This is a genomic window from Klebsiella sp. I138, assembly GCF_051131765.1.
GTDB lineage: Bacteria > Pseudomonadota > Gammaproteobacteria > Enterobacterales > Enterobacteriaceae > Klebsiella.
In genome coordinates this window covers 2,685,887-2,707,181 of record NZ_CP180447.1, presented here as the reverse complement: position 1 = coordinate 2,707,181, position 21,295 = coordinate 2,685,887, and the positions used below count along the sequence as shown (strand labels likewise).

The following is a 21,295-nucleotide window of genomic DNA, read 5'->3' as shown; positions in this document are numbered from 1 at the left end:
TTAAACGGGCATTTCGCCCAGATAAATCTGTGCAATACGGTCGTCAGCCAGCAGCGTCGGCGACGGGCCGCGCTCGACGATGCTGCCGCTGTCCATAACCCACGCGCTGTCGGTGGCCTCCAGCGCCAGGCGGGCGTTCTGCTCAATCAGCAGCAAAGCGACACCGCGCTGGCGGAGGGTGGCGATGACGCGGAAAACGTTCTCGACCATCAGGGGCGCCAGCCCCATAGAGGGTTCATCAAGGATCAGCAGACGCGGCTGGCTGAGCAACGCGCGGTTCAGCGCCAGCAGCTGCTGTTCGCCGCCGGATAGCAGCCCGGCCAGCTGATGCTGACGCTCGGCAAGACGCGGAAAATTAGCGAAGATCTCCTCCATTTCTTTGCGGATCGCAGCGCTATCGCGACGCAGCCAGGCGCCCATTTGCAGGTTTTCCAGGACGCTCATGCGGGTAAAGATGCCGCGGCCTTCCGGCACCATCACCAGCCCGTCGCGCAGCAGCGATTCTGCTTTGCGCCGACGCACCGGCTTACCGTTGAAAATAATCTCGCCGCTAAACGGCTCCAGCCCGGTAATCGCGCGCACGGTGGAGCTTTTGCCAGCACCGTTGGCGCCGATAAGCGTGGTCTGCTCACCCTCCTTAACGCTGAATGAGACGTCGCGCACCGCCTGGATACCGCCATAATGGACGCCAAGCTGGTGAACGGTTAATAAGTCAGACATGGACATTGCCTCCCAGCCAGGCAGCGATCACCGCCGGATCGCGGCGTACGGTCTCCGGTGTGCCGCTGGTCAACGTTTTGCCGTAGTCCAGCACCATCAGGCGATCGCAAATGCCCATCACCAGCTTGACGTCGTGCTCAATCATCAGCAGGGTTACGCCGTCGCGGCGAATGCGTAGCAGCAGTTCGCCGAGCGCCACTTTTTCGGCGGCATTCATGCCGGCTGCGGGTTCATCCAGCGCCAGCAGACGCGGATCGGTGGCCAGCGCCCGGGCAATTTCCAGCCGCCGCTGGTGGCCGTAGGCAAGATCGCAGGCGCGGTAGTGGGCAAAGGGTGCGATGCCGGTATATTCCAGCCAGTGCCATGCCTGTTCGCGGGTTTGGGCCTCTTCGGCGCGGGCGCGCTTGTGGCGGCTGAGGGCGGCCCACAGGCCGTTGCGGGTGCGGACATGACGGCCAACCATCACGTTTTCCAGCACCGACATCTCGTTGAACAACCGCACGTTCTGAAAGGTACGGGCGATACCGGCGGCGGTCACTTTCTCGATATTCTTCGGGAAATAGGGGCGACCGGCGATTGCAAACTCACCGCTGTCTGCCGGATATAATCCGGTTATCAGGTTGAAACAGGTGGTTTTTCCGGCACCGTTTGGCCCAATCAGGCCGTAGATTTCGCCCTCGTTAATGGTCAGCGACACGTTATCGACCGCCGTCAGGCCGCCGAAGCGCTTCGACATATGGCGTACGTTTAACAGGCTCATGCTTTCGCTCCTCGATGACGCGTGGGCCAGATCCCCTGCGGACGTAGAAGCATGACCAGCACCAGCGCCAGGCCATAAAAAAGCTGGCGTAAGATTTCCGGGTCGATCAGCACTTCACCAAATAACGCCTGCTGGAGCGGCGCGGCCTGGCTGCGCAGCAGCTCCGGCAGCGCGGTGAGCAGCACCGCGCCGAGGATCACGCCCGGGATGTGTCCCATTCCGCCGAGAACCACCATCGCCAGTACCGCAATCGACTCCTGTAAGGTAAATGACTCCGGGGAGACAAAGCCCTGGAATGCGCCGAACAGCGCCCCGGCGACACCGCCGAAGGAGGCACCGATAGCGAAGGCCAGCAGTTTGTAGTTACGTAGGTTAATGCCCATGGCGCGGGCGACGTCTTCGTCTTCACGAATGGCGTGCCAGGCGCGGCCGATACGCGAGTGCTGCAGGCGCAGGCAGACGAAAATAATTGCCACAATCACCAGCATCAGCAGGTAGTACCACAGCCACAGCGCCGGGACTTTAAAGCCGAACCAGTGATAGACCCCGCTAAACTTAAGCCCGAACAGATTCAGCGTATCAACGCCGGAAATCCCCTTGGCGCCGTTAGTGATATTGACCGGGCGGTCGAGGTTACGCATCAGGATGCGGATAATCTCACCAAACCCGAGGGTAACAATCGCCAGGTAGTCGCCGCGGAGCTTCAGCGTCGGTGCACCGAGCACGATACCGCAACCCGCGGCCACCAGCGCGGCGAGCGGAATAATCACCAGCCACGAGGTATGCAGGCCATCGGGGAACCAGGTCTGCAACAGCGGGAAAACCTCCAGCAGATGCGGGGAAGCCAACAGGGCCGCCAGATAGGCGCCGACGGCGTAAAAGGCGATAAATCCCATATCCAGCAGGCCGGTATAGCCGACCACGATGTTCAGCCCCAGTGCCAGCATGATATAGAGCAGGGCGAAGTCGATGACCCGCACCCAGTAGTTGCCGCCGAGCTGGCTGGCGACCAGTGGGGCGACCAGCAGTGCGCAGATAAACAGGGTCATCCCGGACCAGAATCGGCGGGGGGTGACCGGCGTGTCGAGTTGTGCCGTTGTCATTATTATCTCCTAGGCCCGGTGTGCGACGCGCTCGCCGAGTAAGCCGGCTGGACGGAAGACCAGCACCAGAATCAGCACCATAAAGGCGAAGATATCCTGATAGTTGCTGCCGAAGACGCCGTGGGTCAGGTCACCGAGATAACCGGCGCCCAGGGATTCGATCAGGCCCAGCAGCAGGCCGCCGACCATCGCGCCGCGAATATTGCCGATACCGCCGAGTACCGCAGCGGTAAACGCTTTAATGCCGGGCAGAAAGCCCATCGAGAAGCTGGCGTTGCCGTAGTTGCTGGCCATCATGACGCCGGCCAGCGCCGCAAACGCGCCGCCAATGGCAAAGGTCAGGGCAATAATGGCGTTCGGGTTAACCCCCATCAACGTGGCGATACGCGGGTTTTCCGCTACCGCGCGCATCCCGCGACCTAAGCGGGTGAATTCCACCAGCAGCCACAGGCCAAGCATCACGGCCAACGCCAGGGCGACGGTGACGATACCGGTGACGGTGACAATAGCCGGCGGATGTGTGGCGCTTCCGTGAGTGATGGCAATCGGGTCCATCGGCAGGATCTGCGGGAACATCAGCGGATTGCGGCTCCAGACGATCATCGCGACGGTCTGTAACAGGACCGAGACGCCGATCCCGGAGATCAACGGGGCAAGGCGCGGGGCGTTGCGCAGGCGGCGATAGGCAAAACGCTCCACCGCCATTGCCAGCAGGGCGCAGACGATCATCGCCAGCATCAGCGCCAGTGCCAGCTGCGCCAGCGGCGGCAGGCCGGGGAAATGGGCATTCAGGGCATTCATCCCGGACAGCGTGGTTAACGCGCCCACCATCAGAATATCGCCGTGGGCAAAGTTAATAATGCGCAGAATGCCATACACCATGGTATAGCCGAGCGCGATCAGGGCGTAAATGCTGCCGAGCATGACCCCGTTGATAAGTTGTTGTATGAGAGTGTCCAACTGAATAACCCGACATTGTGCTCAAATTACGGCTACCATCTAATAAATGAATTTAATTGTAAAATACGGATATATTCTTTCTTATGAAGTTTATGAATTTAACTATCTTAATGATTTTTAATACTATTAAATAATGAGTGAAAACGTTATTTGCACTAAGAAAATCAATATATGAAAAAAACAGAACAATTGGCGGGGCGGGATATCGCCGCGGAAAGTATGCTGACCAACGATCCGCCGCTGCGTGCGGTGCGTGCGTTTGAGGCAATCGCTCGTCTGGGTAGCGTAACCCTGGCTGCGCGGGAGCTGGCCATCTCTCCTTCGGCGGTGAGCCATCAGCTGAAGGTTCTGGAGGAGTATCTGCAAATTCCGCTGACCGAGAGGCTGGGGCGACGGCTGACTCTGAGCCAGCAGGGGCGGGAATATTACCGTTCGATCCGCGCGGCGTTTAATGTGCTGCGCCAGGCCACCGAACATCTGGTCGATCAGGTGCAAACCCAGCAGGTAACAATTAGCCTGATTCCGCTGTTCGGCATGGGCTGGTTTATTCCGCGCCTGCCGTCATTTGTCCATGCTAACCCGCACACCGAAATTAACGTGGTGTACGCCAATCATCGTAACTACCTCAGCGATGCCTCGGACATGTCGATTCGCTTTGGCGACGGGCAGTGGGTCGGGTATCAGAGTGAAAAGCTGATTTCCGGCAGGATGGTGCCGGTATGCAGTCGGGGGTTTATCCGCCTGCATGGGCATATCGATACGCCGGAACAGCTGTTGCAGATGCCGCTGCTTCATGATGAAGAGCGCACGACGTGGAACCAATGGTTTGTGCAGCAGGGGGTCAAGCGCCCGCCGCGCTCAACGGGGCCGCTGTTTGAAGATGGCCTGCTGACTCTTGCGGGCGTGCAGGCGGGCCTGGGCTGCGCCCTGATGCGTGAGCCCCTGATTGCGCCGTACCTGAAAAGCGGCGAGCTGGTGAAAATCGTCGATGCGGCGATTGAGGATGGTCGGGATTACTACCTGTGCGTGCGTCAGGACAGCGATATGACGGCGAATGCGAAACTCTTACAGAGCTGGCTACGCCAGCAGGCTCTCGGTTGATAGCGACTTAAGAATTTACTCAACCTGGCTCACATTTTTGTTCGTTGCTGATTGAAATACGCCAGAGCCACTTAGATAATCCGCCGAAATAACCCATTTTTATGATGGCGTGCTACTGCGAAAGCAGGCAAGACCAAAATAGGAATGCTCTCCCGTACAGTGGGGAGCGTCTCTGTTTTGGTCTTTTTTTTTGCCCCAACACCAGGGAACACTATGAACTATAACGAAACAGCAGGCAAAATCCTTCACTCGGTGGGCGGCGCGGAGAATATCCGGATGCTCACCCACTGCGCGACCCGGCTGCGTATGGAGTTCAACGACCGCGCGCAGGTCAACGATGCGCAGATTGGCTCGATTCCCGGCGTGATCAGCGTGGTGGAGAAAGGCGGCCAGTTCCAGATAGTCATCGGCAATGAAGTGCAGCAGGTGTTCCGCCTGCTCAATAAAGCGCTGCCGGAGAAGAAAAGCCCGGCAGGAGGCGATAAGAATGCTAAACCGGCCGGTATCGTCGCCCGCATTATCAGCGTTATTTCGACGACCTTCACGCCGGTCATTCCGGCAATAACCGGCGCGGGGATGATCAAAGCGCTGCTGGCCATTCTCAAGCTAACGGGACTGATTAGCGAAACCAGCTCGACATACCAGCTGCTGAATATTATCGCCGATGCCGCTTTTTTCTTCCTGCCGGTACTGCTGGCCTACGGAGCGTCGCTGAAGTTTGAATGCAACCCGATCCTGGCGATGACGCTGGCCGGCGTGCTGCTGCATCCGGGAATTGGCCAGATGCTGGCGGCGGGAAAAGCGGTAGATTTTGCCGGCATCAACGTGCTGCTCTCCGATTACGCCGGCTCGGTACTGCCCATTATTCTGACGGTCTGGCTGATGTCCTGGGTAGAGCGTTTTGCCGAAAAGGTGACGCCGTCGATTATCAAATTCTTTATTAAGCCGATGCTGGTTCTGCTGATCACCGCGCCGCTGGCGCTGGTGGTGGTGGGGCCTGCGGGGATCCTGCTCAACGATCTGGTCGCCGCGGGCGCCGCCTCTATCGATCGCCATGCCAGCTGGCTGATCCCGATGTTAATGGGCACGCTACAGCCCTTCCTGATTATTACCGGCACCGCCTGGGCGATGACGCCGATTGCCACAGGACAACTGAGTAAAAATGGCTATGAAATGATTAACGGGCCGGGGATGCTGGCTTCAAACGTGGCGATGGGCGCGGCGACGCTGTGCGTGGCGCTGAAAACCAAAAATACCAACCTGCGCCAGCTGGCCTCTTCATCGGGCTTTACCGCGCTGCTGGGGATCACTGAACCGGCGTTGTACGGGGTGTTACTTAAGTTCCGCCGGGTGATGATTGCCGCGATGATCGGCGGCGGCTGTGCCGGGATGTATGCGGGCTTTAGCGGGCTGGTACGCTACGCCTTTGTTTCTCCGGGCCTGGCGGCGCTGCCGGCGTTTATCGGTGAGAACCCGATGAATATCGTTCATGCGCTGGTGACCTGCGCGATTTCCATCGTCGTGACGTTCACCCTGACCTGGTTTATCGCTTTTAAAGATTCCCCCGAGGAGCAAAACGACGCTGGTGCGCCGCCGTCGCCTGCTGTGAGCCCGAAAGATGAAGGCGATATTGAGGTGCTCAGCCCGCTGCGTGGCCAGGTGGTGTCGTTAAGCGAGGTGAATGATGACGTTTTCGCCAGCGGTCTGCTGGGGCAGGGGGTGGCGATCCGCCCGCAGGAGGGATGCCTGAAAGCGCCGTTTAACGGCACGGTGATGATGTTTCTGCCTTCGTGTCACGCCGTTGGCCTGCAAAGCGAAAGCGGGCTTGAGCTGCTGATCCATATCGGGATTGATACCGTCAATCTCAACGGTCAGCACTTCCGCTCCTCGCTGAAGGTTGGTGATAAGGTAAAAGCCGGGCAGGAGCTGATTTGCTTTGATATTGCCGCCATTGAGCAGGCGGGGTATGACCTGATAACGCCGGTAGTGGTGGTAAATAGTGATGAACAACATTCCCTGCGTCTCGTCGCCACCGGGCAGGTCGATTATGGCGATCGGCTGATGGCGCATTCCACTAAGGAGGTCCAGGCATGATCTATCAACAGCAGGCCCGATTCCCGGACGGTTTTTTGTGGGGCGCATCGACCTCGGCTTATCAGGTTGAGGGCGGATGGGACGAAGACGGTAAGGGGCCGTCGGTGGTGGATATGCTCAGCCATCCGCCGGGAACGGCCGATTTTCGCGTCGCCAGCGACCACTATCACCGCGTGGAGGAGGATGTCGCTCTGATGGCGCAGATGGGGCTGAAGGCCTACCGCTTTTCGGTGGCCTGGTCACGGGTGATCCCGGACGGCGACGGCCCGGTGAACCCCGCCGGCCTGGCATTTTATCATCGTCTGATTGACGCCCTTGTGCGTCACCAGATAACGCCAATCGTCACCCTCTACCACTTTGACTTACCCTGGGCACTGGAGCTGAAAGGCGGCTGGATGCGCCGTGAAACCGGCGATGCTTTTGTCCGCTTTGCCCGACTGCTGTTCAGCGAGTTTGCCGACAAGGTGCCGCTGTGGCTGACGATTAACGAACAGAACACCATGATTCTCCACCCCGGCGCCATCGGGGTACCGGCCGACCGCGAACTGCCGGATAAAAAGGCCCTGTATCAGCACAATCACCATATGATGCTGGCTCAGGCGCAGATTTTTGCCCTCTGTCACCGGGAGTTTCCCGGCCTGCGCATTGGACCGGCAATCAACACCACGTCAATGTACGCCGGAAGCTGTAAACCGGAAGATGCTATCGCCGCGCATAACTGGGAAACGTTGCGCTGCTGGAGTTTTCTCGATATCGCGGTACACGGCCGCTATAACGCCCTGGCCTGGGCCTATCTACAGGACCGTGGACTGGCGCCGGAAGTACAGCCAGAGGATGCGCTGATATTGCAGCAGGGACGCCCCGATTTTATCGCCATCAACTACTACTCGACGGCGACCATCGTAGCCAGTCGGGGAGACGGCAACGACGTTGCGCCCCGCGCCGGCGATCAGCAAATTATGCTGGGGGAAAGCGGAGTCTACCGTCCGGCTGAAAACCCGTGGGTGGGCAAGACCCCTTACGGCTGGGTCATTGACCCGGTCGGCCTGCGCCTGACGTTGCGCAAAGTATGCGAGCGCTATGGTTTGCCGATTCTGATTAGCGAAAACGGCATGGGGGCGCCGGATAAGCTGGAGCAGGACGGAACGATTGACGATAGCTACCGGATTGCCTTTTTGCAGGCGCATATCGAACAAATGCGCCTTGCCATTGCCGACGGCGTCGAACTGATCGGCTACTGCCCGTGGGCGGCTATCGATGTGGTGAGCACGCATCAGGGCTATGCGAAACGCTACGGTTTTATTTATGTCGATCGCGGCGAGAATGGCCTGAAGCATCTGCAAAGGATCCGCAAGCGCAGCTTCTGGTGGTATAAGGATGTCATTGCAGATAACGGTAACCACGACGAGTCGCAGAGATGATTGTTCAGAAGGTGCTCAATAACAGTCTGGTGCTCTCTATGGATGACGATAACAGGGAGGTTATCGTCATGGGGAAAGGCATTGGCTTTAACAGCAGGCCGGGAGATGAGATAGCCCCGGAGAAGATAGAAAAGCTGTTCGTGACCCAGACGCTTGGCGTGCGCAGCGGCTATCTCGAGGCGCTTTCCGCTATCCCGGATGAGGTCATCGAGATGGCCGCGATGATCATTTCTCGCGCCAATATGCAGTTGGCCAGCAAGGTTCGCGAGCAGATTTTCTTTACCCTCGCCGACCACCTGACGTTTGCCATCGAGCGCAGTCGCAAAGGGATCGCCATTCAAAACCGCCTGCTGCCGGAAGTCAGGCGCTTTTATCCGCAGCAGTTCCGCGTCGCCAGCGAGGCGGTGACGATAATTCGCCAGCAGTATGCGATTGAACTGCCGGAAGAGGAAGCCGGCAATATAGCTTTTCACCTGGTCAACGGCCAGAGCGAGGGCGACGACGTGGCGCAGACCATGCAGTCGGTGAAGATGCTGAAGGATATTTTTAATCTCGTGCAGTACCACTTTAAGCAGGAGATAGACACCGAATCGATTAACTATTCACGTTTCCTGGTCCATATGCAGTTCTTCCTGCAGCGTTTACAGGAAGGAGAACTGGACGGCGCGCGGGACAGTTTTTTGCTGGTGCAGGTGATTAAAGAGTACCCGGAAGCCTATCGCTGCGCGCTGCTGATCCGCGATTATGTCAAGGCGCAGCTGGACATGACCCTCGGCGGGAACGAGCTGCTGTGGCTCACGGTCCATCTGGTCAGAATCACCGGCCTTGATGCGTAAATCAACGATGGCGAATTTGCAGCGTCGCCGGCAGATAGCGGCGTAGCGGCTCAGGCGTATTGCCCTCAATCAGCTGGCTTATCAGGTCGTAGCAGTGCCAGGCCAGCTGGCGATTATCCTGCTGAACGGTGTCGATACGCAGCGACAGCGAATCATACAGATAGTGATCGTCAAAACTCGCCAGATGGATATCGGAATCCAGTAAACGGTGCTGGCTCATATAGCGCAGCACCCCTTCCAGCAGGCCGCAGGCGGCGGTGAACAGCGCCTTTGGCGGTCGCCCAAGACGTGCGCAGAGCGCAGCGAACATCTCGTAGCCGGAGCTCGGGTGATAGTTGCCGTTAATCACCCACTCAGGGCGTAGCTCTACTCCGGCGTTCGCCAGCCCTTGCGTAAAACCGGCCAGGCGATCGCGCGATGGCGACAGGCGCGGCTGCCCGCCAAGAAACCAGAATTCGTCACGATGCTGAGGGGCAATCCGGGATATCAGATCTGCCGTCGGGCTGACGGAGTCGGTCATCACCAGCGGGAGCGTGCTGTCGCTGGGACAGCGGTCAAACAGCACCACCGGCAGCTGTTCGCTGAGCTTGAGATAATCGGCATCATTGTGCATGCAGGAGGCGACGATTAGCCCGTCAACCTGGCGGGCAATCATATTATTGACCACCATGCTCTCCTGGCCGGGGTTTTCATCGGTACAGGAGATAAGCAGCTGAACGCCCGCTTCGCGGCAGAGCATTTCCAGCTCATGAGAGAAGACAGCAAACCCGTAGTTGGTGATTTCAGGCACGACCAGACCGATGGTGTGGCTGCGATTATCGCGCAGCGAGCGGGCGTGGATGCTGGGCTGGTAATGTTGTTCGCGGGCTATCGCCAGCACGCGCTCGCGGGTGTCCTGCGCCACACGCAGTTCTTTGCCACGACCGTTCAGCACCAGGCTGGCGGTGGCTTTCGAGACACCCGCCAGCTCGGCGATATCTTTAATGGTAACGCGTTTGGTTTTGATCACGACAACATGCGCCTGAAAGTAAAACGCTTATTCTACCATGCATGGCTCCAGCGACCAGTAGCAGAATGTTACCGGCGTCGCGTCGCTGAAAACCAGCTGCGATGGAGAGTTCGGGAAGATACGGCTGCTCATTACGCCTTCCCCGTCATTAATGAAAATCTCCACGCTCGAATGGTCGATGAAAATGCGCAGCGTGCGAACCTCGCCACGCCAGTAGCGATAGTGCATGTCGTTCCCGGCGAGGCTGCATCGCGCCAGACGGATACCGTGGGTATCGCGCTCCAGGGTTAAGGCGCCGCCGAAATTGATGCTGAACGTCTCGTCGCCAACGGTTTCGAGGGCCATTTCCATCGGCGTCAGCGGCAGAGCGGCACCTTGCCAGCGGCATGCTTCGCCGCGCAGGGCGGTCAGTTCGCGAAGCGGCCGCTGGTAGAGTTTATCGTTCACCCATTCCAGCTCGCGCAGGCAGGTCATCTGGTGGATCCAGCCGTTGGCTCGCGTCGGCTGGCGCATCTCCTCGCCGTCCGGCACGCCCATCCAGCCTACCAGCAGGCGACGACCGTCGGTTGTCTGCATGGTTTGCGGGGCATAGAACTCAAATCCGGCATCCAGCTCGTGCAGCTCGCCGTGAGTGAAGGCGGCGCTGGCGTAGTCGAAATCACCGGCCATCCACACCGCCGGGTAGGTATTGAGATAGCGCTCCGCTTCGCGGGGGATGCCCTGCGGACAGCAAATCAGGACGTGCCGGTCGGCGAGCGGGAACAGGTCCGGGCATTCCCACATATAGCCGGCGTCGTGCAGACCATTGATGCCGTAGCCTGCGATTTCGCCTGCGCTTGTCCACTGGTGCAGATCGGGGGAGCTGAACAGCAGCACCTTGCCGCGTTTTTGGCTATCCTGCGCCCCCAAAACCATGTACCAGCGGCCTTCATGCTGCCAGACTTTTGGATCGCGAACGTGGCCGGTGTAACCCGCTGGCAACGGCAATACCGGGCCGAGTTTGCGGAAGGTGCCGTCGGCGTTTTCCGTCGCCAGACACTGCCAGGCGGTCCTGCTGCCGTCTTCGAATTTGACGTTGCCGGTGTAGCACAGGGTCAGCGTCCCGTCGTTATCCACCGCGCTGCCGGAGTAGCAGCCGCTGCGGTCATACTCTTCATCCGGCATCAGGGCGATAGGCTCATGCTGCCAGTGCAGCAGGTCGGCGGAGCTCCAGTGCGCCCAGCACTTGAAGGTGTGATCGCAGGCAAGGGGGTTCCACTGATAGAACAGGTGATAGCGTCCGGCGAATTCGACAAAGCCGTTAGGGTCGTTCAGCAACCCGGTCACCGGCGCATGGTGCCAGCGAGGGTAGTGGCTATCGGCCAGCGCGCGCGGCTGGCCCTGCATTACGGCCTGTAAAATAGCCGGCAGGCGTGAAGGAAGTGTCATTATTCCGCGTCCGTTTTGTATTTCAGCAACAGAGAGACGACAAAGGCAACGCCAAAGGCGATGACCATCCCGATAATGTAGTTCAGCAGCGAGCTGGCCTGTACGATTGCCATACCGGGGATGGCCGTCAGACCGACTGCGGTCATATAAACGTGCATCGATACCACCCATGCGCCGCCTGCGGCACCGCCAATCAGCGCGGCGATAAACGGTTTCACGAAGCGCAGGTTAATACCGAAAATCGCCGCTTCGGTGATGCCCAGCATGGCAGAAAATGCCGACGGCAGGGTAATGGCTTTAATTTTTGCATCTTTGGTTTTAAACCACACCGCGAGGCAGGCGCCCCCCTGGGCAACGTTGGCCATGGCCCAAATCGGCAGCAGGAAGTTCACCCCGATGGCCGGGTTACCCAGCAGCCCGGCTTCGATAGCATGGAAACTGTGGTGGATACCGGTAATAACGATGACCGAGTACAGGCCGCCAAACAGCAATCCAGCCAGCCATCCGGCATGGGTAATCAGCGTACTGAGCACGAACGAAATGCCATCCCCCAGCGCGCGCCCGGCCGGGCCGATAATCAGCAGGGCGATAAAGCCCGAGATGATAACCGTCAGGAACGGCGTCAGGATCAGGTCCAGCGCATCAGGGATAACACGACGCAGCTGTTTCTCAACGATGCTCATAAACCACACGGCCAGCAGGACCGGGAACACCGTCCCCTGGTAGCCGATCATCGCGACTTCCAGGCCAAAAAAGTTCATGGTGTGAAAGCCGGAAGCCACGCCCCAGGCGTTGGTTAACGCCGGGTGGGTCAGGATGCCGCCCAGCGTTGCGCCCAGATAGGGGTTGCCGCCAAACTCGCGCGCGGCGGTAAAGCCAATCAAGATAGGCAGGATAATAAATGCCGCCGAGCTGCACATATCCAGAATAATGTAGATAGCGTTACTTGGGTCAACCCAGCCGTAGGTTTTTACCATCCCCAACAGCCCCATCAACAGGCCGGAGGCAACGATGGCCGGGATGATTGGCACGAAGATATTCGACAGCAGGCGGGCAATGCGCTGGAACGGATTCAGTTTTTTTGCCGCAATGTCGGCGGCTTCCGATTTACTGGACTCGCCAACCCCAGCCACCTGGATAAAAGCGGCGTAGACTTTATTCACCACCCCGGTGCCGAAAATAATCTGCATCTGTCCGGCGTTACGAAAACAGCCTTTTACCCCTTCGATTTTACCGATGGCCTGCTGGTCGGCGAGTGCATCATCGACCAGCACCAGACGCAGACGCGTGGCGCAGTGCGCGGCGCTGGCGATATTTTCCTTGCCTCCCAGAAGTGGAAGCAGCGAGCGGGAAATCTGTTCAAAATCCATAGTACCCTCTGAATGCGTAATAATTTTCGTGTTGTGGTCCCGGGTTTACGGGGGCGCAGTCTCTGCGTCGTTATTGTGTCCGGGGCGATGGCCGACTCGCCGCCGCCCCGGTTTGGGTTCGTGTCAGGCGTGAGCCGTCAGAACCAGGTTTCCATTTGCATACCGAACGACCATTCCCCGCCCGATTTAAAGCCGCTGCTGCCCAGCGCGTCATCGCTGGCGTAATTATCCAGTTTTTTGCTCCAGTCCATCCACGAGGTGTAGAGGCGGATCTCCGGGCGGGTGAAGAAATCACCGATGCTGCCGACCTTGAAGGTCGGGGCGAAGGTGAGTTTATAGAAGCTACCGTTCACCGCATTGCGGTCGTTATAGCCTTCTGGCTTGAGGTCCATATATTGATATGTACCTTCGTAAGCGAGGGCGAAGTTCTGGTTGATCTCCTGAATCAGACGCATGTTGACGGTAGCCCATTGGTAGCTGTCGCCGTCAACATAGCGGTCTTTACTGTTCTGGGCCAGAATCGCCGGGGCGATAGACCAGTTTTTACTGAGCGGCGTGGTGCCGTAGCTGGCGAAGCGCCAGGTGTTTGCCTGCGAACGCAGGCCACCGTCAGAGCCGACGCCTTTGACTTCAGCCCCCAGGCCATGTCCGTAGAGCAGGGCTGTTTTACTGGTCCCTTCACGCAGGCCATAGAAACTGTCGTTATGCAAACCGAGCAGCGCATGCACCCCGGTATTGGCCGCATTCCCTTTGACCAGATTGCCGTTGGTATCTTTACGATCGTCATTATCTTTCGCCCGCATCCCGCTGACCATCATCTGCACCGGGCCGATGAAGTTATTCATGCTGAGGATGTAGTTCTGCACGTTGTTGCTGGCGTCATCGATATCGCCGAAGTTGCGCCCGTAAAGCGAGAAGTTGCTCCGCAGATTGTCGTTCCACTTCACGTCATAAATACCGCCCCCGGTACCGGCGAGGAATACGACGTCGGAATCGATCCAGTGAATATCAAAATTGTCGCGGTCGAAGCGTTTACCGGCCCACAGGGTGGAACCTTTGAAGGGACCTTCGAAAGTAGGCAGGTTACCCAGTTCGACAAACGCCTGACGCACGTTCAGATCGCTGGTGCTTGCGCTCCAGTCGTTGTAGGTGGTTTGGCCGTCGGCCACCATCACTTTGAAGCGAGTCGTCGCGCCGTTATCCAGGGTCTGCTTGTGCTCGAGGTTCATTTCGACATAGGTGTCGGCCTGGTTTCCCAGACGGCCGATGGCGCCGCCGGTTTCCCCTGCTGGCGTCATGTATGCCCCGGATTGCGTGCTGGCTCCGGAGTCATTCATGATAACCCCGGAACGCGCGTAGCCGTGGAACTCGAACCCGCTTTTCTCGTCGGCTTTCTTCTCCAGTTTGGCGGTACGCTGCGCGACTTCCTGGGTCGTGTCCTGGTTTTCTTGCTGCTGAGTGGTTAACTGCTGGACTTTTTTCTCCGCCGATTCCGCGCGGTTTTCAGCGGTCTGGGCTCTGTTTTCCGCGTCCTGTAACCTTTGTTCCAGCGCGGCTAAACGCGCTTCGATACTACCGAGATCCGTTTGTGCGTGAACAGAGGCGGCACCGGTTAGCAAAGCGATAAGAATCGCGAGCGTACTTTTTCGATACATGTTGGTCGCATCCCGAAGGTGAAATTAAAAGGTGTTTGTTTTTTTGCTAAACCGGTTTAGGTGCTATGTTAAACATGACCTTTAACATCTGTGAATATAATTTGCTAAACCGATTTAATAAATGTGATGGATGCAACAAAGTGGGCCGCCAGGGGCAGCCCGGAAGGATCAAAACTGGCGGTTAAGATCGGCCTGATAAGGCAGTGCGGTCATTGCCCCTTTGGCGGTGGTGGCCAGCGCTCCGCAGGTTTGCGCCTGCATAATTGCCGGTTCCAGCGCTGCCGGATCCGCAGGCATTCCCTGTGCGGCCAGGCAGGCAAGCAGCCCGGCGACAAACGCATCGCCTGCGCCGGTGGTATCGACGCTGACCACCGGTTTCGCCGGGAAGTGGGTGAACTGCTGCTGGAACGCGGCGAGTACGCCCGCTTTCCCCTGCGTGACCAGTAATAATTCAGGCTGATAGCGCCGGGTCAGGGCGGCAATTCCCTCGGCAATATCATGACTGCCGCTGATTAAGACCAGCTCCTCTTCGGAGAGCTTCACCACGTTGGCGAGCCGCAGAGCGCGGTCGAGACAAGCGTGGAGCAACTCCTGGTCCTGCCAGAGATCTGCCCGGATATTGGGGTCAAAGCTGACCCGACCACCGGCGAATTTTATTCTTTCCATCGCCGCGAAAGTTGTGCTGCGGCTGGGTTCGGCGCTGAGAGCGATGGAGCAGACGTGCAGCCATTCGTTAGCGGCGAAGGGCGGGAGATCCTCCGGCTGTAAGAACAGGTCCGCGCTGGGGCGCACCATAAAGGTAAAGTTTCTTTCTCCGTGGTCGTCGAGGTCGACGACCACGGTAGAGGTTCGGTGCTGCGGGTCACACCGCATATAGCGGGTATCTACCTGCTCCTGGCGCAGGGTTTGCTGCATAAAGCGGCCAAAAGGATCGTCGCCGACGCGGCCGATAAACCCGCTGCTGCCGCCCAGACGGGCGATGCCCACCGCTACGTTGGCCGGTGCGCCGCCGGGGCACTGCAACAGGCGACCGCCGCTTTCCGGTAGCAGGTCCACGACCGCATCCCCAAGCACCCATACTTTTGCATTCATACTGATTTCACCTCAATGCTAAACTTAATTAAACCGGTTTAGCATATTTAAGCATAGCCTGCCGAGGATCGAAACGCTGCGATCGATAAAGTGCGAGGCAGGGCAAAAAAACGGGCGTAAGAAGAGGCATGCCGTGGTGACCGGCGGCAGAACTCCAGCTGTGGACTTTTACTGTCCGGTATTCTTCGGTATATTTCGTGAAGCAATGATTTGCTCACTACCGGCTGGTAAGGGAGAGCGCACTTAAAGATGGCGAGTCGTTTTGGCAATATTCACGCTTTTTACCAGACACTGGATCTGACAACCCATCTGCCTGAGGTTATCGCCTGCGGCGAGCCGCTTGAACTAGCCTGTGGCGCTCGTTTCCAGCCCGCAGAGGGGTTCATCTACTTTCTTTTGCAGGGGCAGATGACCCTGGCCGTAGACGATGAGCAAAATCTGCTGGGCATTGTTATCGAAAATATGCCGCTGGGCCTGCTGGAGCACTATTGCCCGCCGGTCGAATTCGTCTACCAGTGCCAGGAAAATTGCCTTTTTAGCAAAATCACCGCGAGCGATTTTGAACGCATTTTCTATCACTCGTCGCCGCAGTACATGAAAGAGCTGGCCACGATTCTGGTTTATATGGGCATCTTTGTGCTGGATGCCAGCAATGAAAGAGGCAACTTATCAGGGTTCCAGACCATCAGGTCGATGCTGTTTCGCTATCTGTATCGCCGCGAAATTGATACCGGCAAACGCGAAAGTTTGTCTGCTTTTATTATCAAACGAACGAACCTTTCAAGAAGCTATGTCTATCAGGTTCTGGCGGCTCTGAAAGAGGGGGGATATATTACGGTGAAAAAAGGGCAGCTTATTTCCATTGACCGGAAAATCCCTGAAAAATTCTGATTAATACTCGCATGGAAAATTCTGTTTAATTATTTTCCCGGCGTCGTGACGCCTTCATTCAGCTTACTGCTTAATTTAATTTTCTCTCTGGAGTTATTCTATGACCCTGGATTATGTTGCATTGGCTATCCTGGTTGCGGTAGTCCTGATCCTGTTTTACGGGGTGATTGTTATTCACGACATCCCCTATGAAATTGCTAAAAAAAGAAATCATCCTCATCAGGATGCGATCCATTACGCTGGATGGGTGAGCTTATTTACGCTGCATATCCTGTGGCCGCTGCTGTGGATTTGGGCCACGCTGTGGCGCGAAGACCGCGGCTGGGGGATGCAAAAAATGGCCCAGCAACAAAGCGACCTGCATCATCGTCTGGAGCAGGCATTAACCCATCTGGATAGCCTCCAGCAGGAGTTAAATGTGGTGAAACAGAATGCCGCGGTCAATATAATTAATAAGGGGTCTGAATAATGGAAACGTTGCTGCTCCTGAGTTACGCTGCCTTATGTATTGCGATATTTAAAATTTTCCGTATTCCCCTGAATAAATGGACGGTACCCACCGCGGTATTAGGCGGCGTGGTATTGATTGGCGCCTTAATTCTCGGGATGAACTATAACTTCCCCTACACCGATATTGGCAAACAGGTTTTCCGTACGGTGCCTGTCGTTTCGCAAACGCGTGGTCGAGTGATCAGCGTGCCGGTGCAGCCGAACCAAATGCTGCATCAGGGGGATATTCTGTTCACTATCGATCCGACGCCTTTTCAGGCACAGGTTGACGATCTAAAAGCACAGGTCAAAGCGGCAAGTCAGGATGCGCTGTCGCTTAACGCCGCCCTGAACAGCGCCCAGGCCGATCTGCAAAAAGCGATAGCCTTGCGCGATCAGGCGCAGCGGGAATATGCCCGCTTCCAGGCCGGTCACGACAAAGGGGCATTTTCAGATCAGATGGTGGATACCCGCCGCCAGACCTGGAAAGCCGATGAGGCCGCGGTAGCCGCAGCCCAGGCAAGCGTGATTCAGGCGCGCAATAATCTGAACTCGGTGGTCCATGGCGAAAATACCAAAGTCGCTTCGCTGCTGGCGAAACTGCGCGCGGCAGAGTTTAAACTGGAGAATACCGTTGTGCGTGCACCGTCGGATGGTTACGTCAGCACCGTCGGTTTGCGCCCGGGAACGATGTCGACGGCTCTCGGCATGAAGCCGGTGATGACGTTTGTCCCGACGGGATCGCCGGAAAATCGAGAGTTCGTGGCCGCCTTCCGTCAGAATTCGCTACAGCGTCTGGAAAAAGGCGAGCAGGCCGAGCTGTTATTCCCGGCGGTACCGGGAACGGTATTTCACGCTGAAGTCACTGACGTGCTGCCGGCCATTGGCGAAAGCCAGTTTCAGGGACAGGGGACGTTGCTGACGACCAGCGATCTGGACACCCACGGCCGGGCGCTGGTGGTATTTAAGGTGACGGATGAACGACTGCAAAACTACCATCTGCCGCAGGGGACCGATGTTGAAGCGGCGGTTTACTCCGGTCATCTCGAACACCTGTCGCTGATCAGAAAGATCCTGATCCGCATGAAAAGCTGGGAAAACTACCTTTATCTCGATCATTAACCTGTGCGTGGGCCGCTAATCAGGCGCTGGTCGGGCAAATAATGATGCCCGACCAGCGCCTGATTATCCGCTTGCCAGACCGTCGATAATCACCTGCATTATTCCCTGCGAGCAGGGCTCAATCCTCCCGCGCACGCCATATACCGTGGCGAGTATCTCTGGCGTAATCACCTGCGACGGCGCGCCGTCGGCCAGCAGTCGTCCTTCCTTTAGCATCAGCAGATGATCGGCATGGCGCAGGGCAATATTAATATCATGCACCACCACCAGAGTGATGATATTGCGTCGGCGGGTCTCACGGCGTACCAGGTCCATGACGTGAAACTGATAGTTCAAATCCAGCGCGCTGAGCGGTTCATCCAACAGGAGCAATGACGGCTGGCGGATAAGCGACTGGGCCAAACCGACGAGCTGCTTTTGCCCGCCGGAAAGCTGGTCCAGGTAGCTCAGCGCCAGGTGTTCGATGCCAAGCTGGCGCAGCAGGGACATCACCTCCGCCTCGCTATCCGAACGTACGCCTCCGGCTGCATGCCGGGCGACAATAATCGACTCCAGGACGTGGAGATGCACACCAGCAGGCAGCGTTTGCGGCAGATAGACCACCTGCTCTGCTCGCCTGGCAAACGGCAGAGCCAGCAGGTTTTCCCCGGCCAGCGACAGTTCTCCGGTCGACGGGCCGAGGCCCGCCATAGCCCGCATCAGCGTGGATTTTCCGCTGCCGTTAGGCCCCAGAAGCGCAGTGATCTTGCCACACGGCAGGTGGGGGACCGTCAGATCGCGGATGACCTGGCGTTTGGGATAACCGGCGTTGAAATGGCCGATTGCCAACCCCGATTCTACTGAAGTGTGCAGGCTCATACGTTCCCCCGATGGCGTAAAATAATACTCAGGAAAAAGGGAACGCCGACCAGCGAGGTGACGATCCCCACCGGGATGATCGCGCCGGGCAACAGATTCTTCGACGCCACCGAGGCGAGCGACAGCACCAGGGCGCCAATAAAGGCGCTGGCGGGCAGATAAAAGCGGTGGTCCTCACCAAACATCAGGCGTGCAATGTGCGGTGCGACGAGACCAATAAAGCCAATGGGGCCGACGAAGGCCACCGACAGGGCTGATAAGATGCTGATCCGCAAAAGCGTCGTCAGGCGCAGGCGACGAACGTTGATGCCAAAGCTGATGGCCCGGTCCTCGCCGAGGCGCAACGCGGTCAGCTTCCAGGCATTCAGCAGAGAAAGCGGCATGACCAATGCCAGAACGGCAACTAAAATCCCCACCTTTTGCCAGGAGGCGCGATCGATGCTGCCCATGGTCCAGAATACCAGCCCCTGTAACGTATCTTCGTTGGCGACAAACTGCAGCATCGACACCAGAGCGTTAAAGGTAAATACCAGTGCGATACCAAACAGGATCACCCCGGAGGTGGCAACCTGCGTCCAGCGGGTGATCCCGTCCAGCAGCAGGGCGGCCAGCAGGGCGAATATAAACGCGTTAGCGGAGATAAACCACTGGCCGGGAATGCCGGGAAGGCCAATCCCCAGCACGATAGCCAGCGCCGCCCCGAACGCCGCCGCCGAGGAGACGCCGAGGGTAAATGGACTGGCGAGCGGGTTGTTGAGGATGGTCTGCATTTCTGCGCCGGCAAGGCCCAGGGAGAGGCCAACCACTACCGCCATCAGCGCATAGGGCATGCGGATATCCCAGACAATAACCCGCGTCCCGGCCGCTGCGCTGCCGGGGTCCGTCAGGGTTTGCCACAGGGTATGCAGCGGCATACCCGACGGCCCGAGCATGAAGTCGAGCAGCAGCGAGGCGACGATCAGCACCAGCAACAGCAGCATCAAGGCGATACGGCGGCGCAGAATTTGGCGGTAGCGGGTCATGACACCCTCGGCATCGGCGTTCAGCGTGCGGATGCCGGGTTCAGTGGTCAAACTCATGCGCGATTACTCACCTTGTTTCCAGGAAAAGACGAACGGCAGGTCCGGTAGCGAGGTGAAGTGACGCACGATATAGTGATACGTCTCATCGGGGTTCAGCGCGCTAAAGGCGTGCGGGTAGATATCTTTCGCCAGGTACTCCATGCCGACGATATTCCACGGATGGTTATAGAAATGATGGTAAACCCCGTAAGCCCGCTTCGCTTTCACCGCCGGAATATCGCTGACGCCGGTGCGCGTCAGCAGCACCTCTCCCTGGGCGTTAACCTCCTGCTGGCTGACCTGATAGCCGAGCGGCAGCACCTGGCTGTTACCGCGCTTCGAACCGGTCATGATGTAGGCATCGGGCTTCATGCTGATAATTTTTTCCAGCGCCACGAAACCGGAGGCACCGGGCAATACCTGTGAACCGATATTGGTGGCGCCAACCGCTTCGACCAGCCCCCCCCAGCCGCTGTGACCGTGGGTAAAGCAGCAGGCGTCGCTATTGCCGGCCAGCGCTTCGACAAAGACCGTTGCTTTCGGAGCAATCGTCGCCGTTTTTTGCTCGATCGCCTGCAGATGCTGCCGGTAGTAATCGGTATAGGCTTTGGCATTGCTTTCGCGATTGAGTACCTGGCCTAGCAGGTCAATGCTGGGCGCGGTATCGCGGGCTGGATTGACTTCATAATCCACAAATAATACCGGAATGTTCAGTGCGGCAAGCTTGCTGATAATTCCGCTTTCGGTCAGCGCTGGTCTGGCGCGCAGCTGCGCAATCATCAGGTCGGGCTGGCGGGAAAGAACGCTTTCCAGGTCAACATTGCCTTTGTCGCTAAAGCCCATATCAAGAATGGCTGCCGACTGCGGCCACTTCTGTTGCAGCATTTTCCAGGTCGCGATGTCCTGTTTTTTCGCCAGATTATTCCAGGCAACAACCCGCTTAAACGGGTTGTCGCGATCCAGCAGCGCCAGCGACATGAGGTCTCGTCCGTCCTGCAGAATGATGCGTTGAGGTTCATGCTGGAGCGTTATCTGGCGGCCAGAGAGGTCGGTTACCGTAAGGGGATATTGCGTTGCATAGCTGATAGCGGGGGCCGAGATTAGCGCAGTAAGAATGAGTGAACTTACTGATTTTATTGCCATAATGTGAGTTCCGTTTGCGTATTTATAAATATAATGATTTTGATAATTATTCGCGTATGAAAATAAACGGCAGGTATATGAAAACGGAATTTCATAAAATGTAACAACTTACTGGAATTTATTGGCGCCTCCGGGAGGGGAGGGAACGACAGGCGTGAAAACGCGAAAAACGGGGAAAAATA

At 57.5% G+C, this 21,295-nt stretch carries 19 protein-coding genes; 7 read left to right on the top strand and 12 right to left on the bottom strand.

Annotated elements, in window-relative coordinates:
- Genes ACMYSK_RS12610 through ACMYSK_RS12595 form a run of 4 tightly spaced genes read right to left on the bottom strand, consistent with a single transcriptional unit; the run spans position 1 to position 3,507 of the window.
- Positions 1-720 carry an ABC transporter ATP-binding protein gene (locus ACMYSK_RS12610; protein ID WP_434643623.1) on the bottom strand — a complete coding sequence of 240 codons (720 nt, stop codon included), beginning with the start codon at positions 718-720 and terminating at the stop codon, positions 1-3.
- A complete protein-coding gene (locus tag ACMYSK_RS12605; RefSeq protein WP_434643620.1) occupies positions 713-1,480 on the bottom strand; it encodes an ABC transporter ATP-binding protein in 768 nt (255 codons plus the stop codon). The genes ACMYSK_RS12610 and ACMYSK_RS12605 overlap by 8 nt, the downstream gene beginning before the upstream one ends.
- Positions 1,477-2,583 (bottom strand): branched-chain amino acid ABC transporter permease, encoded by a 1,107-nt coding sequence (locus ACMYSK_RS12600; protein WP_434643618.1) that lies wholly within the window; start codon positions 2,581-2,583, stop codon positions 1,477-1,479. The genes ACMYSK_RS12605 and ACMYSK_RS12600 overlap by 4 nt, the downstream gene beginning before the upstream one ends.
- A 9-nt stretch (positions 2,584-2,592) precedes the next feature.
- Positions 2,593-3,507, bottom strand: coding sequence for a branched-chain amino acid ABC transporter permease (locus ACMYSK_RS12595; protein WP_434644072.1), 915 nt, complete (start codon positions 3,505-3,507; stop codon positions 2,593-2,595).
- Between the two features lie 207 nt (positions 3,508-3,714).
- Here ACMYSK_RS12595 and ACMYSK_RS12590 point away from each other — a divergent pair, with 207 nt between their 5' ends.
- The 4 genes from ACMYSK_RS12590 (at position 3,715) to licT (ending at position 8,995) form a co-directional block, all read left to right on the top strand.
- Positions 3,715-4,644: a LysR substrate-binding domain-containing protein gene (locus ACMYSK_RS12590; protein WP_434643615.1), complete on the top strand. Its 930-nt coding sequence runs from the start codon at positions 3,715-3,717 to the stop codon at positions 4,642-4,644.
- 213 nt (positions 4,645-4,857) lie between these two features.
- Entirely contained in the window at positions 4,858-6,738 is a 1,881-nt protein-coding gene (locus ACMYSK_RS12585; protein WP_434643613.1) for a beta-glucoside-specific PTS transporter subunit IIABC, read from the top strand.
- Positions 6,735-8,159 (top strand): glycoside hydrolase family 1 protein, encoded by a 1,425-nt coding sequence (locus tag ACMYSK_RS12580; RefSeq protein WP_434643609.1) that lies wholly within the window; start codon positions 6,735-6,737, stop codon positions 8,157-8,159. Before ACMYSK_RS12585 ends, ACMYSK_RS12580 begins: the two co-directional genes overlap by 4 nt.
- Complete coding sequence (licT, locus tag ACMYSK_RS12575; protein WP_434643606.1) at positions 8,156-8,995, top strand: BglG family transcription antiterminator LicT; 840 nt, start codon at positions 8,156-8,158, stop codon at positions 8,993-8,995. The genes ACMYSK_RS12580 and licT overlap by 4 nt, the downstream gene beginning before the upstream one ends.
- A 1-nt stretch (position 8,996) precedes the next feature.
- On the opposite strand, the gene ACMYSK_RS12570 is transcribed toward licT, so the two are convergent.
- From ACMYSK_RS12570 to ACMYSK_RS12550, 5 genes are all read right to left on the bottom strand, one after another.
- Positions 8,997-10,001 carry a LacI family DNA-binding transcriptional regulator gene (locus tag ACMYSK_RS12570; protein ID WP_434644069.1) on the bottom strand — a complete coding sequence of 335 codons (1,005 nt, stop codon included), beginning with the start codon at positions 9,999-10,001 and terminating at the stop codon, positions 8,997-8,999.
- 30 nt (positions 10,002-10,031) lie between these two features.
- Positions 10,032-11,432: a sucrose-6-phosphate hydrolase gene (locus ACMYSK_RS12565; protein ID WP_434643603.1), complete on the bottom strand. Its 1,401-nt coding sequence runs from the start codon at positions 11,430-11,432 to the stop codon at positions 10,032-10,034.
- Positions 11,432-12,802, bottom strand: coding sequence for a sucrose-specific PTS transporter subunit IIBC (locus ACMYSK_RS12560; RefSeq protein ID WP_434643600.1), 1,371 nt, complete (start codon positions 12,800-12,802; stop codon positions 11,432-11,434). The genes ACMYSK_RS12565 and ACMYSK_RS12560 overlap by 1 nt, the downstream gene beginning before the upstream one ends.
- Before the next feature lie 137 nt (positions 12,803-12,939).
- Positions 12,940-14,457, bottom strand: a complete 1,518-nt coding sequence (locus tag ACMYSK_RS12555; RefSeq protein WP_434643598.1) for a carbohydrate porin — start codon at positions 14,455-14,457, stop codon at positions 12,940-12,942.
- A 168-nt stretch (positions 14,458-14,625) separates the two neighbouring features.
- Positions 14,626-15,549, bottom strand: a complete 924-nt coding sequence (locus ACMYSK_RS12550) for an aminoimidazole riboside kinase (RefSeq protein ID WP_434643595.1) — start codon at positions 15,547-15,549, stop codon at positions 14,626-14,628.
- Positions 15,550-15,798: 249 nt separating this feature from the next.
- On the opposite strand from ACMYSK_RS12550, the gene ACMYSK_RS12545 reads away from it, so the two are divergent.
- The 3 genes from ACMYSK_RS12545 to ACMYSK_RS12535 all read left to right on the top strand — a co-directional run bounded on the left by ACMYSK_RS12545 (position 15,799) and on the right by ACMYSK_RS12535 (position 18,051).
- The gene (locus ACMYSK_RS12545) at positions 15,799-16,440 is read left to right on the top strand and encodes a helix-turn-helix domain-containing protein (protein ID WP_434643593.1); all 642 of its coding nucleotides are present in this window, start codon (positions 15,799-15,801) and stop codon (positions 16,438-16,440) included.
- Positions 16,441-16,540: 100 nt separating this feature from the next.
- Positions 16,541-16,909, top strand: a complete 369-nt coding sequence (locus ACMYSK_RS12540; RefSeq protein ID WP_434643590.1) for a DUF3302 domain-containing protein — start codon at positions 16,541-16,543, stop codon at positions 16,907-16,909.
- A complete protein-coding gene (locus tag ACMYSK_RS12535) occupies positions 16,909-18,051 on the top strand; it encodes an HlyD family secretion protein (protein ID WP_434643587.1) in 1,143 nt (380 codons plus the stop codon). Before ACMYSK_RS12540 ends, ACMYSK_RS12535 begins: the two co-directional genes overlap by 1 nt.
- Positions 18,052-18,114: 63 nt before the next feature.
- Here ACMYSK_RS12535 and ACMYSK_RS12530 read toward each other — a convergent pair whose 3' ends face one another.
- Genes ACMYSK_RS12530 through ACMYSK_RS12520 form a run of 3 tightly spaced genes read right to left on the bottom strand, consistent with a single transcriptional unit; the run spans position 18,115 to position 21,113 of the window.
- On the bottom strand, positions 18,115-18,909 hold the full coding sequence (locus ACMYSK_RS12530; protein WP_434643584.1) for an ABC transporter ATP-binding protein: 795 nt from the start codon (positions 18,907-18,909) through the stop codon (positions 18,115-18,117).
- A complete protein-coding gene (locus tag ACMYSK_RS12525; RefSeq protein ID WP_434643583.1) occupies positions 18,906-19,988 on the bottom strand; it encodes a FecCD family ABC transporter permease in 1,083 nt (360 codons plus the stop codon). The genes ACMYSK_RS12530 and ACMYSK_RS12525 overlap by 4 nt, the downstream gene beginning before the upstream one ends.
- A 6-nt stretch (positions 19,989-19,994) precedes the next feature.
- Positions 19,995-21,113: an ABC transporter substrate-binding protein gene (locus ACMYSK_RS12520; RefSeq protein ID WP_434643581.1), complete on the bottom strand. Its 1,119-nt coding sequence runs from the start codon at positions 21,111-21,113 to the stop codon at positions 19,995-19,997.
- Between the last annotated feature and the right edge of the window lie 182 nt (positions 21,114-21,295).